Source organism: Algoriphagus hitonicola (genome assembly GCF_900113375.1).
GTDB lineage: Bacteria > Bacteroidota > Bacteroidia > Cytophagales > Cyclobacteriaceae > Algoriphagus > Algoriphagus hitonicola.
Window position 1 is genome coordinate 136,263 of the sequence record NZ_FOPC01000009.1, and the last position, 16,517, is coordinate 152,779.

Sequence of the window (16,517 nt, forward strand, 5' to 3'; positions counted from 1 at the left end):
AGCTATTCTGGTTCATAACCAGTGTTTATCCTAGAAAAATCTACATACAATCCCATTTTGGAATCGCTATCTTCATCGATTTCCTCATCTAGCAGCCGTTGGACATGCTCCGTATTACCGTAGGCCAAAGTCGCTGTGGCAGGGAGTAATTGGGAATACATGGACTCCTCCACATGCTCTGGCTCGACCGCCCTGAGTTTGCTCAGACTAAATGCTTCCTCTATGCAATGAGCAAGTTCTTCAAAGTCCCAAGCGCCATTCTTTTCTGCCGGTACTGCAAGGAGCAAACTTTGGGGAGCCCTTGCATCAGGTTGATTGAAATGAAATGCAATCCCCGTGGTTTGCTTGGCAATAGGGATCAATTCTGTCCATTCGTCCAATACCAATCCACAGCATTTTTCCTCCACTTCCTGCTGGCCAAGTATCAAAAGTGACAATCGGTCGCCATCAGGCTGGTAGGTATCTGGGTAGGCCGCTCCAAACCAATAATCTCGATCATTCAATGGGGGAAGATTGTCCATATCCCAGGGAAGTTGAACAGGTTTTAGATTCAAAGGGTCTTCGTAAAGGAGTTCACCGAGCATAGAAACGGACTCCAACTGAGACATTGGTTTTCTAACATGGGAAATCTCAGCCCACCAATCCACTAAATCACTTTCTCCAGAAAGATTTCGTAATGGGCTTTCACCCCATGGCATAGCCAGTTGGCTACTGATTTGAGCAGCATTGGTTAGACTGATTTCTGGAAGAATTTTAAACCCACTTCCCAAAAACTTGGAGCTAAAGTCCTGGCAAAAGGTCAACCATTTTGCCTGCTCAACCTCTAAATCCAAGGCTGACAGTTTCCCCTCTGCAAAGGAGATCTGCTGTTCCATTTTCGCTTTTGCTGAAACAATCCGCTGAGCCATAGTCAGCACATCTTCAGTTGGATTTGATGGATAAAATCCAGCAAATCCGAACAGACAGAGGGACTTTAGTGAATCAATGGCTAGATTTCGTTCAATTTCGGTATAGGTAGTTTTACCAGATTGAAAGGGAGATAGCGTCTCCAAAAGATTTTTATAGTCTTGGAGAATCGAATTAATTCTCGATTTGATTTTACTGATGTTGATCCCCGTTGCCTCTGCTCCAAAGTTTGCATCATCTTCAGCGATTCTAAAATCACGTGCATCGCTGCTTCGAGCAGATCCGATGACTTTGCCCAAATGCTGAATCAATGAAATCAACTCCCCAAAACTCAAATCCCCGGGATTGCCGGGAGAATTAAATCTGAATTCGATTTCGCCTTCAGTACTTTGCCCCAAACCTCGAAGATAGTCCAAACAGCGAGCCTGAAGTTCTTCCTGACTTTCATCACCTCCCGCAGCTACCAACATCACCAAATCGATCGGCTGAAGTCCCAAATCAATCAAATTGACTGGAAAATCTCCAGAATCGAGTTTGACCATCCAAGAAATTTTAGCAGGATTTCCGATTCGGGCAGCTAGCCAGTGATTGAGCGCAGGTTCGGCTTTGCCTCGTGGGCTTTCTGGAACTCCAGCCCAAGGAGACCCAACAGAACCTGAAATCGGGATCTGAAGAATAGCCCGGTGTGAGACCATCACACCTTGTCGCATACTTCTGATGATATCCGGATCCATGATGCTTTTCCCTTCTGCGATGGCATCCAAAATCGCCGCTGCTTTAATATGATTACCACGAACAAGTTGATATACGCCCTCAGCAGTCATCAGGTCACCAAGAGCATCAAGTGCATCCATCAAATTGTCTATTTCATGAATGATGGCCCTAATTTTTTTGCGCTCCAAATCAGCTGTAGAACCCACATCAGGAGCACTTGGATTGGGGAGACTTCCTGTCAATCCCCAGGGATAATTAGAAAAGCCAATCGTACCTGAGTTAGACGTAATGACACTTTCGACCAAAGTCTTATCATCTAAAAGGTAGGATTCAAAATGATCAATCAAAGCAATTCCGTCCACGACATTAGCGGGGCGTATGCTCTCCTTTTGAACTTGACTTGCCGATTCAATATTTTCATCTGAGTAGCTTGGAAACTTCCTTCGAAGGCGATAAATGTATTTATCCATTTCTAGCGGATTGCCTGCACCATTATCATATTTCTCGTGCAGTGCCCGCTCAAACTGATAACCTAGCAAAGCTCCCAATTCCTGGCCTTGGCTAACTCCCTCCAGCAGGTGAAGTGCTTTTCTTATCCTACTCGATGTTAAATTAATAGCCAGGGGATTGGCTGTTCCTTCTTGATTCTTCATCGCATTAAATCCTGCACGCAGAACTGCGGCAGTCACGGCATGATTCATACTTGGCCCATGAACGAAACCCTGACTATCCGGCTGCCGACTGACCAATCCGCCATTGATAGGCTCCAGGCCTTTGGGAAGGGTATTTATAAGCTGCTGAGGAGATTTTTCCCGACGTAAATCATGCACAAAACCGAAAGCGCCCAAATAAGTACCTTTTTCGTTTTCCTTTCTCAACTCGCGAAGTCTGAAATTGGATAAGCCAGTCAACCAAGCATCCAGTCGATAACTCACCAAATCAATATGCGAGGCAAAAAGTCGCTCTAATAACTCTACATCAAGGTCAACCAATTTTTCAAGGGCATTTTTGGCAAAGGTCGAACGATCAAAAACTAAGGCTCCACGAAGCATCGCAAAAAGTGCTGTGTATTGAGTAAGTTCTTCTTCTTCAAAGGTGACTTTGGGGAGTTCATCAAATTGCAATTGTGTGATTTTACTGAGATTCTCTGGTTTGAGTAGCCATTCGATATAGTTAACTCCCTTATCCGTGATGGCTAGCTTCTCTCCTAATCTTGGATCTTGGACCAGCGGCCCGAGGATGAAGTTCCCTTCAGTAAATCGGTTTTTGTAAATGTCTGCTTTACTGATCGCATTGCTTTGCGCAAAAGAAGTGGTAAGATCCAGGTTTTTGAGCAGTTGATTATAATTATTGGCCACCTTGGTAGGTGCAAAAACATCATTTTCCAAATCCCAATTAATCACAAAAGTGGAGTCTTCTGGTTCTTTCCAGCGACTCGCTGCATTGACTCCAAATCGGTAAAAGAACTCCTTTGAAAATGGTTCCAATCCCAAAATCTTTAAAAACTGTCCTTGAGGATCATTTTTATATTCTGGGTCATTGATGGAAATGGGCTTAGTTGGGAAATGCTCAAACGCTGCTTTTGTCTGTTTCAAAAACAGGGTAAGGTTTTTAATATAGTTGGCCTCTGAACCTTTATTTAATGCCCCTTGAGATTTAAATGATTTCACCGGACTGATCGGCAAAACACCATAGGGCTGATTATCGATTTTAAAACTAGGAATAGTCCCAATCCCTGAAACATGTCGAAGCATGAAAAGCATGGTCTGGCTGATATCGTAGTCCTCCATCAGGCTGTCCACCATATTTTTGAAATAGTACTCCAGCGAGGCCGAAAAGAGCGAACGGTTCATTGCTCTTCCATTACAAATATCTTTTTTGTCGAAATGCTTCATTAATCGAATCAAATCCTCAGACATCCCTAAGCCCTCTTTGAAAAACTGACCGTCCGATATCAAAAGCTCATTTTGATCCAAAGCACTATTGACAAACTCGGCCTGGTCCCCATTAAAAAACACCTGGTAGGCTTCGTCAAAATCATTATCTAGTCCCCGATAGGGTGATTTGACAGATTCTGTATTGTTGGTCGCTGTGCCCAATGGCAAAAATTCCAATCCACCTTCACTATACAGGTGATTGGTAAAAAGCTTATCGATCAATTGTTGACTGGATTGAGCATCTTTGTTTTGGACGCCATAGGCCATCACCAGATCAAAGCCCTCTTCAAAATCAGTCTTGTCAAGAGGAATCTTCAAGCCCATTCCAACTTCTACTGCTGCTTCAAAATCAAACATCCAACTCAGCGATTGGGGAACTTTCAACTCGCCATCCTCCAAGTGATCAAACTCATCTGCTTGATTTCCACTGGGGTCAAGACTCAGAGGAAGTGGATTGGGGATAGTTTTACCAGTGACAATGTGCTGGTATTCATCTCCACGCTTGGTCACAACCACAAACCGGTCCGGCAGCGCTTCGGTAAATCCAGCCCGATCCCAACCTTTACTTTTTTTCTCTACTTCAGGAAAGGTTAGTTTAGGCTTAAAAGGCAGATTCAAGCCTTTCAAATTCGATTGATAAAATTGATAGATCAGTTTTCCAACTTCGTTGACTTGCTTCACAAAAGCCTTGATATCCGATTCCTGAAGGCTTCTGCTCCGTGAGCGTTTCCAGGTGGCTGCCCAATCAATGGCTTCCCGGCAGTGTGCCAAAGCCTGATCAAGAAATTCCTTATTTTCCAGGCAAACTGTAAACCGTTTCGGCTGAAGGTAAATTTTAACCTTACTTGACCAAGCCGCAAAGGCATCTACCATTTTTTGCAAATCGGTCGTATTGCGAACAAAGTCTCTTCTTTTCGGCACATAGAATAATTCTCGGATAAGAATGTCCCAAAATTCATCTTTGATTTCCTCTACCTGATCTAATTTGACCTCTTGCGGCTCCAAAATCTTGATAGCATAAGCTGCTCTTCGTGCCCCCATACTAGCAGCGGCAGCACGCCAAGCACCCAATTCAGCATTTTTTCGATTAGCTGGCAAAAACCGATATACCTCATGATAAAAGTCTTGAGCCATTTTGATTTCATTTTCGGTCAACCGCTCATCATGATTGTCGATGGCAATATCATCCGGAAAAATGCGTACCCACAATTCCATCACCTCGACAGAAGAAGGTACCCGAAATACTACCCTGTCCCGATTTAGCTCATAAAACCGATCACGAGGATCATTTATATCCACCAATTGATCCAAAATATGATTTTCTATTGCTAGCAGTTTACTCTCCGCCTCCACTCTGGCAGCAGTAGCATCCGGCCTCGGATTGGCAGTGAGGACATTATTCACCTGATCCTTCAAACTGTAATAGGCACTTTTCAGCTGATTGTAATCCCCTCTTGGAAGCAAAATCGTATTGGATGAAGAGATTTTGATTTTTTCTTGAAGCTCTCCAAGCTGTTTGGTCAGTACATCAAGTTGTTTTTTGGGGACTGAGGCCTTACTTGAACGAATTACTTCTCGGGTTCTAAGCAAATTGATCCGGGTGTCATTTGCTGCTCGGGCACTGAGTCGGATTCGATCATCTGCTATGATTTGGTTTTCGGTTTTGACCAGTTCCGGATCGAGCTCTCTTAATTGGTTCAGGTAGCTCGTAATCTGATTTGAAGCCTTGGTCAAGGAAGCCTTTTGAGCTGGTGTCACGACTTTTACCCTTCGGATCTTCTTTTGAAAATCAACCAATTGATTCTTCAATTTCAGAAAATTCGCCTTCAATTCTTTAATCTCTGTCAAACTACCCTCAAGCGGAATCTGTGCATGTTCGTGGATAGATTTCAGCTGGGGAAATAGCGCTTTTTGTGTAGTTGATACAGTTCGTAAGTTGAGGGAAGAAAATCTGGATTGCCCCATCATCCTGTTCATGGCTTTGAGGATTTCCGCATTCAACTGCTTGACAGGATAGGTTTTCAACTGTCCTCGAGACCTGATCACCGGAACATGTTCTTCATCTATTCGCTTTTTGAGCCCATTGATTTTATTACGGAGGTTATATTCTTCTTTCTTGAGGTCTCTGATCCCGGTATAGCCAATTTTGAAATTAGTCAGCCGTACATCTCCGCTTTTATGACGCCGCTTGATATACGAAATCTTACTTTGAATTTCCTTAATCACCTCCTCAGTCGCCCCGAAATCCGGCTCATCTGCAAGCTTGTCAAGTTCTTCGATTTGAAGATCAATTTTATCAAGCTCGGCGTCTAATTTGGCAGCGTTGATTTTATTGGAGACAAAAATCGCATCAATACTCTTATTCAGTTTATTTAATGAATCCAGGTACTTTTTACCCTTCTCAAAAATGGAAACTGAGGGAGTCTTTAGCTTCTCAATTGTTTTGGTTAGCCTTCCAATTGCTGAAGAAAGGTCTCCAATTTTCCCACTGTATAGGGAATCTTTTTCTATTAGCTTGGCCAAAGAGTCCAAATCCTTAGCTGCATCACGAAGGACTATTTTGTCTGCTCGGGTAGCCTGATCAAACGCTTCGATTTGGGAGATTTGTTTTTTGATTACGCTGTTAAACGTTGTGATTTTTGACTGGATCTGTCGAGCGTTTAGCTGCTTTTTTCTTTCGGGTAAAAAGAAAGTTCGGATCTGATGATGAAGCTTGTATAAATCTTGAATAATCCCACCTACATGAGGTTGATTGGGTTTTTCAGGAGTAATTATCCGGGCATATTTCACAAACTTCGTCTCAAGCCGTACAGGAAGCATCAATACGGGAAAATCATCGCTGCGCTGGTTAAAGGCCGATTTGATATGGTGAAAAGTGGGATCGTTATATTTTCCTATGAGTTCTGTGGTGGGCATGGCATTATTCGGTTAGCATGGTGGACGCATGACGTGCAAAAAGAATTGGAGACTGATAGAGAATATAGGCCATGTCACTACTACTGGCATTCCACTTGACTTTAGGAGAACCCAATCCAATACTATTCCCATTAACCTGCAATTTCCCATTAACCTCCAGGTAAGGAGGATACTGGTTAATATCATTAGTAATGTGCTGCCATGCTAAATCGTCCCAGCTATTTAGTGAAGGCAAGGTTTCGGCAGCATCATCTAATCCAAAACTGATCTGGGCTGGACGCTCTCGCAACACGAAAAACCAACCTGGATCCCCAGTTCGATTTCCGTTGGCCTCTTCAGGAGTAAGCTCAAATCCAAAGAAATAAACATCCGGCTCTAATGTGCCACTAAGGACCGGCCATTTGACATTCTGAAGATCATCATAATCACTTAACTTCCTAGGCAAAGCTGGATTGCCATTTTGGTATACTGCCTTCTGTGCATAAACCAATGTGTTTGGATACTTCCTCAATAGGTCTCCCTTGATCAATAAGACCAAACCTATCCCCTTCTTGGCTTGGTTATTTCCCAAAGAAGAATTCCAAAGGTGGATCTTATTGATATCTGCACATTTATCCTGATTTTCAATTAGTTCACTCAAATCAGCCATTGAGCCTACATTCGGATTATTTTCATAATCCCAAAAATGCCTGAAATAACTTCCTCGCATATCGGTAGGAAATTCCCTCCATAAGAGTTCGCGAGAAAACTCATGATTCATTCCCACAAGAAATGACTCCACAAATTTCCAATTTGGCTCCATCAAGGTAATGGTATTGGGCTCGATCTCAGAAATATTGGGAATAATGTAATCCGGAGAAATTTCTTTGAGGTAATGATAAACCGGAAATGGAAACCTTGGATAGGCCATGATCGGTTTATGATTTTCCGGTGCCGCTCCTTTGAAAAATGCCCCAAGTTTTCGCTTAAAATTGACTTTTGGATCCAGTTTTCCTTGAAGCGTAGCCACGAACGTCGCCTCCAATACGGGTTTAATTGGTCGGGTCAACACCTTAAATGCAGCAGGATCGGTGGCGGCATTGATATTAAAAACCGTAGAAAAGCTATTTGAATATTCTATCCGACTTTTCAACATTTCTACCTGTTGGAATTGAATCAGGGTGGAATTGGTCGATGCTGACTTCTTTTTGAACAGAATTTGCTTTTCAAACTGAAAATCAGAATTAACAGTCTTGACAGTGCCATAGATTCCTTCATCAAAATCATCACTGATCCTACCCTCAAAGACATCATTTTCTACCAAAAATTCCCAGGCTTTATTGGCTTGAATGACTTTACGTGAGCCGGCTTTCTTGAACGAATTTACAATTGCAAAAGCTCGCTCATATTCTGCGGTTTTGGTAAACTCCGCCTGCAGTGCAGGAAGAAATAAATCCGTATTATTTACCATCGGACCCACAGCGATTAGCACTGTAGCAAATCGCTCCATAAAAGATTTGGGCGGATTGGTCACCACCTGATTTATTAACTCAAACGTTTTTGTGGAGCTAATCGACATTAATGGTTCTCCTTTGGGAGGTGCAGCTGAGATTTTGCCTATATCCCCTTCGGCCTTATTCATCTTGACAAAAAGTTCCTGATTAAGGACCGCTTTAGCTCCATCCACACCGCCATTCATCAAAGCGGTGGGGGTAAAATTATTGGCTACTTTCAAAAACGTCCCGGATCGAATTGCCGTAGGAACGGTCGATGTCTTTAATACTTTTTTGATTGTTGCATTAGCCTGAAACTTGATCATTTCAAAGGATTTCCCTGCAGCAAGAATCAAATTCAGGTGATCGAATTTTTGGATTTTCTTAGAAAAGAGTGCCTTTGACGCTCTTTTTGCAAGCTCATTTTCCCGGATTTTTTGATTGGCCTCATTGATTTCACCGATCTGTTCCCATGCCAATTCCATAAACTTCTCTTGGTGCTTTTGAACGACCTGGACCCCAAGCCCCGCTGCGGCGCGATTGCTGGGATGCAGGTTTAATTTATGAACCCAATCTGTTCCATTATTGGATAGCTTATCGATTCCTTTATGCCATTTCGCATAGATGGGCGGTGTGATAATGGGATCATCTTCCCGATTGGGGGTGAAGAAAAAAGCAGAATTATCCGAAACCGTGGTGCTTTGTAAATTGAAAGATAAATTAAGCACCTCTAGCAGTTGTTGCTTTAGCGCCAAATTTGTCATGGGCCAAGCTGCTGTTTGGTAATTGGGGTGGCGCATTGCACCTTCTACAAAACCCAGCGCATCATCACCCACGGGCATAATTCCATAACCCATATCATCCAACAGCATCTCACGCTTCCCGATATTTTCGGGGAGTTCTCGCGCTTTCAAAAGCTGGGCTAAACTTTCAAAATCTCCACCTTGATCCACTTTGAAGTTCCAAGTGAAATAATAAGGGTAATCATTAGGGTTAGTACCTTCAGTGATCGCATGGTTGCTCCAAGAGGACTGCTGCGCGGGCACCTCATGCGTGTCCAGGTTTAATCCAGCGCGACGCCCTGTCTCAAAGGCGGGAATCAAAAAAGCATGATATCGATTCGGGTCATAATCAAGACCAGGACTGGGATCGGTATATTCGAGTTTGCGAGCGCATAGCAACCGGGAAAGGGCCGAGTCAGGATCTTTGGCAATCAAATCGGCTAAATACGAATTAAGATTGGGGCTATTGTTTGCAATTTCCTCCAGCACCTGTACATGGGCAAGCGCATACGTGTCTTCTTTATTGCAAAAAACTTTGGATAAAGCCTCATTGGTAATCGTGATATACGGAGTGGGAGTTCCGCCTTTGCTTTTTTCAAATTCATTTTCTCTAAGCACAATCAAAGCCAACCAAGGACGTAATTTTTCTCCATTGGGCCTTGCCGGCGTAAACCGCCAAGGAAGATCCTCCTCATAAAATTCAATGTAGCAAAGATTGTTGGTTTCAAAATTTGCCACACCGTTTTTTGGGTGAACCCGGATAATTGACTGGGGATTGACACCTAGCACATCTCCTGGGCCTTGCACCTTGACTGTCTTGGTGATAGTGGATTCTTTGTTCTGATCACCTTGGATTCCTTTAAGTGTGGCAGAAACCGAGATTTCGGGACGCTCCAAAACCGGATTGCCAGGAAGAGCAGCTCCCAAAGAATCCACTTCAATGATTTCATTTCCGAGTCCCATTCGAACCCAAGGCAAAAAAGAGTAGTTTGCTAAATCTGGCATAATTATAATTCTAAAATATCACTGGAAACCACTTGTATACTTCGAGAACCCTTTTTGGAAGTTGATTTGACCACGTTCATCGCATCGATATAAGTCATTTGCTTCTCATTAGGCAAAACCGTCAGATCTTCCGTGCTAGCCACCGCAAAGGCAGGCTTATTCAATTCCACACGATGAAGATTATGGATTTTTGTTTGTTTAGCCGAAAGCTTGGATTGGGCTATTGCACCATTTTTACTAAAATAAGCTCCTTCCATTTTAGGTAATGAAAATGTATTTCCCCTAACCAAACTCCACTGAGTATTGACTTCATCCATGACCATCTCTTCGTACTGAACGGGACGATTGGTCAGTTTGCCACAGGATAACTCACTTCCGGCTTTTAAACTGACACCGGAGTCCTGAGGATTGAAAGAAGGTAAGCTGAGCTTTTCATTATCAGGCAAGTCCACAAAGTTGGCAGACGCAAAAAGCTCTTGAACAAAACTTGGGTCTAAATCAGAGTTACCAATGGAAATCTCAGGTATTTCAAATTGGGAATAGTCTGCAGGCTTAAATTGTCCAAACTTGCTTATCTCCACATTGAGAGGGACGATTTTCTGACTGATCTCTATACTGCCATTAGGTGTCAAAATCAACTCGCCTTCATCACTCAGTGCCTTCATGCGCAGTCCCGAACTTCCCACTGACTTGGTAATGCTTCGCCAATTTTGAATATCCTCCAAGGCCTCCAAAAGCAATGGAAATACCTCAATATCCGGTAAACTGGTATCTCGCTTATCTCCCCAGGTGACATCAAATTTGACCTTGACGGAGAAAAATAGTACCTTAAATTTAGCGGTACCTTTAGCACGCCAAGGAGCGGGACCTTCAAGGCTAAACTCAAGCGATAGGCTTAGAAGCGTTGTACTGCCAGCCATAACCGCCAATCTTGCTCTTGCATCGGCGATAAAGCGGAAAGGTGAAAATTGGAATAATACATCAAAGCCAAACTCTCCTACTACCTTAAATCCAGCAACGCCAAAGTAAAAATCAATCCCGGCACCAAATTGTACCGTATTGGAAGTCACTGCAAAATAACAAGTCAGCGTCAAGCGGGGGTTGCCCGAGAGAATCTTAAGTGTCATCCGCTTCATGGTCGGAATCTGCAAATGGGTAGGCGGCTTAAACCTAGGATGGAAACCTCCCACAGAGAGGACAAAATCTGGCTTTTCGCCCCAACTAATCCGCAGCACCATGTCGCCTTCCAAGCCAAAAGTCAATACTTTGGAATCAAAAAGACTAGCATCAAAGCTGAGCATGCCTTTTTCAAAATCAATCAGGCCCAAGAATGCTACTTGGATTTTGATCAAGGAGACATTTTCATCCGGCAAAATTACTCGCAATACACCCAAAATCCCAAACCGAACTGGATTGGCAAATTCAATGGCAATTCCCAAATCCACTCTCAAAATAGTCGGAACTCCCCAGGTAATCGCGGCCATAGGTCCCAAAACAAACTGATCCCGTTTGACTGGAAAGACCTCTTTAATATCAGTCAATATCTTATTGATATTGGCAATGATATCTTTAGGGAAAAGAATATTCTGGATTGTCCCCGATCGGACACCGTCCCGTAGACGCTCTACTTGGATCGTCCGGTGAATCCCGAGAATCCCCCCCAATCCTGACAAGAAAAAGCCAAAACCCAATGCGATCCCCGTTCCGAATTCTACTGAAACAATAAATAATACTGAAGTACCCGGCTTGCCATCTGGCATTTTGCTGTTGATGATTCCAATGGCCGATACGGCAAACATATTCATAAAGGAAAGCTCGACAGCACCGGCATATTCTCCTTTTTCATCATCAAAAAATAAGTATCCCCCACCACTAAATACAGGTGTATCCAAAGACACTCCCAATCCTGTTGGTGGCAAGAATCGGATATCAATATTTACAATTCCAAAATTGGAATCCCCTTGAGGAACCCCGTTGTTAAAAGTTGCCTTTGTCAAAGTCGCCTCAATACCCAATCCTTCTACAGAAGCAGCCACCGGTCCCAAAACAATACTTGCTCCAGATAGGGAAATTCCAAGATCCACACCGGCTCCACCGTTATCTTTATAGGTGATTTTTATTGCATCAAGGCTGACAGCATTTCCAAACTTTCCGTTCACCGGAATCAAGGCTTCACTTTGTGCCCCTCCAAAGGAAACACTCAAGCCCGAAGGCCAGCGAATATCCAAGTCAATATCAAAGGTATTCCCAAACTGAAGATCTTTAAGATTTACCTCACTGGGAAGCAGGTTATCCATCCCTGGAATAACTATCTGGTTTTCAATTAGACCCCCAAGGATAAAATCCCATTCATCGGAAGCAGATCGACTCAGACCGATTTTATTGAGATAAATCCGAACAACGCTTGGAATATCGAGGACTTTTAATGCATCGGTGCTGGGAGTGATTTCACCTATTATATGGAAAGCCCCCTCGCTGTCAATCATTATATCCACCTCAATGGCTGTGGAATCACCACCCAATCCCTCGATTTCAAGCGCTCCTTTTAAGGCAATGGAAATATCAGAACCAGCTTTGCTAACTTCCACTGAAGAAATCGAGATCTTGACATTTCCCAAATGGAATACAGCAGTACTTCCAATAGATCCCGTAAAGTTACCTGCAGAAGGAACAGTAAAACTGATCTCCACCTTCGCCTGCTGATCCGAATCATCTTTCAATCCTGGGATTTCCAGTTCACCCTCGAAAGTAAACGGATACTCCAAACTGTCAGAAGTAAAACTTAATTCTAAGGTTTTAAGTAAAAAGGCAAATTCTCCGACTTTGATTTTTTGATCCTGATTGACGGAAATTTGGTATTTTTTACCCGCCTTTTCATAGCTAAAACCAATAGCAATCTCTGCTGGACCTGAACCGTTTTCTTCCTCAAATCCCGAAAAACCCAATCCAGCTTGGGCACTGATACTTTCCAGATCGCCATTTAAAATCTGTAAGTCAAACTCCTCAATAAACAAACTGACATCACCTAGCTTGAGCTCGGTCCGTTGCCCATCAGGATTCGCTTTGATCGTGTAGTTATTTCCATTCGAAAGCTGAAACTCAAAATCCAATTCGTCATGTCCGGGTTCACAAGCAGGAATTTTTAGATTTCCTTCAAAATTAGCATCAGTCAAGTTTCCATTCTGAATGGCAAATCCAAATTGGCTGAAATTAAAATCAATATCTCCGATTTTGAAGATAGGCAGGGTAGTGGCTGCAAATGTCAATTTATTTGTAGCCTTGGTATAGCTCACCGAAACCCCGACAAAACTATCTCCCCCGGGAAGTTTAAATTGGGCCTCACCACTGATGGATGACAGACCGGAATTCTGAACGACCAACTCAAAATCCAAGTCTTTAATTTCCAATCCACTTCCATCTAGCGTACCGGAAGATGTGATTTTTACGGTGTAAGAATCTCCTTGATTTTCAACTTCAAAAGTGAAATTCAAACTGCCTCCATTGGTAAAAATAGGCATGGTCATCGATCCCGTGAGATTAGCCGAATCAAATGCCCCATTTTTGATCAAAAATGCCAGATCAGCAATATTTAGGGTGAAAATAGCCAAATCAACCTGAGGCAATGCCGATGCAGAAAGCTCAAAAATCTCATCCCCATTTTTGGAATAAGCTACTTGAACAGCGAATGGTTGATCGGCTTGGCTGATTTCAGGAATAAGAAATTTTGCCCCACCACTAGCATTTTTTACCCCTCCATTATCCACTTCGATATCCAAATCCAAATCACTCAATTCAAATATTCCAAAATTGGCAGTTTGTCCACTGCCGTTGATCTTGATTTCGTAGGAAGAGTTTGACTGAATTTCCAAGTCGAAGGCTAAGGGATTCCCATCAAATACAGGAACGGTGATTTCTCCATTGATCTCCGCCGAATAGCTCTGACCTTGTACGGCCTCAATCCGGATTTTTTCGAATTGTAAATTGAAACTTTCGAGATCGGCCGACACATCATTCAACTGGATAATAAAGGTGTGGTCATTTCCATTTTTCTCAAAAGAAATCGCAAAATTAAATGGACTATCCAAGCCGGGAATTAAAAGCGATCCTCCACCATTTACTGATTCGAGTTCCTTGTCTTCTACTTTCAATTCAAAGTTTAAAAAAGACAAACTAAGCGGACCAAATTCAATTGTATTTTGATCAGGTGTGCCGATAAGATCGATTTCATAGCCTTTTCCGTTGGCATCTACTACCAATTCAAATTGAATCCCTGCTCCACCGGTGGAGTCCGGAAGTTTAAAATTACCCGAAGCTTGTCCATGGTGATAGTCCCCATCTCTAATCTCAAAATCCAGGGATGCAAGCTGAAGCTCTCCACCGAATAATTCGACATCCACAGGATTTTGTAATCCGATGTTATACTGATCCAGTGTTCGGGAATACACAAACGAAACCTGCGTAGCAGAATTAAAAACGGGTATCTGAAGTTCACCACTTCCTGAAAAATCCTGAAGCACTCCATTAGCTACCTCAAAATCAATATCAAGCTGCTTCAATTCAAAATCCCCAAACTTCACGAGTTGGGTTCCACTATTTACATCAACTTGATATGTTTTACCCCGGTCAAAATTCACCTCAAAATCCAGTTCTCCTCCCTCTTCAAATACGGGTAAAGTTAACCCTCCCGAGGCCGAAGCTTGAAACTGTTGACCATTTTCTAGGAGTAAATTGATTTGTGTAAAACTCAAGCGAAAACCTTCGATCTCGGCTGCTACATCATTGAGCTGGATTTCGTAGGTCACATTCGCCCCGTTGATTTGAGTAGCAAAATCAACGTCAAAAGCCTGACTCAATCCGGGTAAAAGCAACTGACCCTCACCTTCAATACTTTGCAGCTGCTTATTGACAACGTGCAGGTCAAAAGAATTCAATGATAATTCGACGGGACCAAAAACCAACTGATTATCCTGTGGATTACCCGTCAGCTCGATATGAAAATCTTCCCCTTGATTAGATATATTGAGATTGAAATTAATTCCCGCTCCATCAGTCGTATCCGGCAATTTGAGTTTCCCATTAATTTGACTGTTGGTAAATGTATTATTGACAAAAAGAAATCGAATTTGTGAAAACTCCAGCTGGCAACCGGCAATTTCCGGGGTGCCAAAATCGCTAACTGCTATGCTTAGATTTTCATTGGAAGCACTTCGGGTAAACTGCAATTCTACCTGTATGGGAGTGCCGGAAGTAACTTCAGGCATGGTCAATTCCCCATCACCTGTCACATCCTGAAGCAATTCATTCTCATACAGCATTTCGTATTGCTGTAGGTTTAGCTCAAAGCCTCCATGTTTGAGAGTTTGATTAGTAGGATTGCTGACTTCGAGTCGAAAGCGATTCGTGGCTTCATTTTCAAAATTTATCCCAAAATCCAGCTGACCATCTTCAAACAAGGGCAGGCTTACCTTGCCCTCCCACCTGCTTTCATTCAATGTGCCGTTTTTATGTATTCTGAGAAAAACCTCGTCAAAGTTCACCGAACCAAATCCCAGTGGAATTGGAGTGAAATCCTGCCCCGTAAACTCAAAATGTGGTTCGGAATATCCAAAACGAAATGAAGTTTTGGCTGGGCTTTGCGTAGCCGAATCATTGAATCCAGGCAATTCCGCCCAGCCGTGAATATCAATCTCCGAGGGCGAAGAAGGGTAAGTGAGGACCTCAATTTTTTCAAAAAAGACCGAAATACTTCCTTTTTTCAGCTCTTGCCCTTCTGGATTTTGGGCTTGGTAGCGGACATCACCATTATTGAGCAATTCGACAGAAAAGTCGATCGTACTTCCATCCAAAAAATCAAATTCAAACGCTCCCGACATTTGGGTACCAGATTGAAAATCTCCATCCTGAATCACCAGAGTCAATTGGGTGAGATTGGCCCTGATTCCTTGTAATCGGGCTGGAGGAAGATTGCTGGCAGTTCCAGTAAATATCCCAGAAGCAAAATCCAATTTAAGGTTGATTGGCTGAGAGGCGGCATTATTTAGCGCATTGAGCCCAGGCATCAACACATCAAGATCTAATGAAAGCCCGGACAGCATGGATGCGGTAAACGAAAGCTCGGATTCTTTGAGGTTCATGTTTACTCCATGGACCTTGCCCTCGATCACTCCTGTTTGAGTGATGAAAAACTCCCGAGTTCCGTTATTGTCTCGGATTCCAATTTCATAGGGGATTTTGACTAATTCATCACTCACCCGATCCCGTATAGACAGAAGCTGAGATTCTGCACGAAAAATTAATTCCTCAATAGCCGTGGTGGTTTCATTGAGTTTGATATTAAACTCTTTTAAAACCGATTCTAGATCTTGGAGAAAAAATTCAAATTCCTCAGTAGCCAAATCCTGAACTGTCTCGATGACGTATTGCGCGGATTCCTTGGAGACCGAAACCGGGATTTTGATGGGAAGATCTGCATTATCCCGCAAATGCTCCAGAACCATTTCAGCCGTATCAGAAGGATTGGAAATCAGTTGATCCAATTGTCCTTTGAGCTGGCTGATCCCCGAATCCGAGAGCAACGATTCAAAAGGTAGGTTGATTACAGCCATAAAAGTAGATGGTTTGAAAAATTCAACAAAAACTCAACAGGTTGAATCTAAGTAGATTAAATCAGATTTAAAAAATTTTGTATGTAATTTTTTAAAGAAATATTAGAATGAAAAATATTATACAATCAATAAATTATTTTGTCCATTGCCTTAAATGAAAAATTCAATTTTTTTTAAAAA

Annotated in this window: 3 protein-coding genes; all 3 read right to left on the reverse strand. The window is 42.7% G+C overall.

What is annotated here, in order from left to right; translation table 11 throughout:
* Positions 1–2: 2 nt before the first annotated feature.
* Genes BM043_RS13240 through BM043_RS13250 form a run of 3 tightly spaced genes read right to left on the reverse strand, consistent with a single transcriptional unit; the run spans position 3 to position 16,337 of the window.
* Positions 3–6,473, reverse strand: a complete 6,471-nt coding sequence (locus BM043_RS13240) for a hypothetical protein (protein WP_092792386.1) — start codon at positions 6,471–6,473, stop codon at positions 3–5.
* A gap of 4 nt (positions 6,474–6,477) precedes the next feature.
* The gene (locus tag BM043_RS13245) at positions 6,478–9,732 is read right to left on the reverse strand and encodes a hypothetical protein (RefSeq protein WP_092792388.1); all 3,255 of its coding nucleotides are present in this window, start codon (positions 9,730–9,732) and stop codon (positions 6,478–6,480) included.
* Between the two features lie 2 nt (positions 9,733–9,734).
* Positions 9,735–16,337, reverse strand: coding sequence for a DUF6603 domain-containing protein (locus BM043_RS13250; RefSeq protein ID WP_092792390.1), 6,603 nt, complete (start codon positions 16,335–16,337; stop codon positions 9,735–9,737).
* Positions 16,338–16,517: the final 180 nt, after the last annotated feature.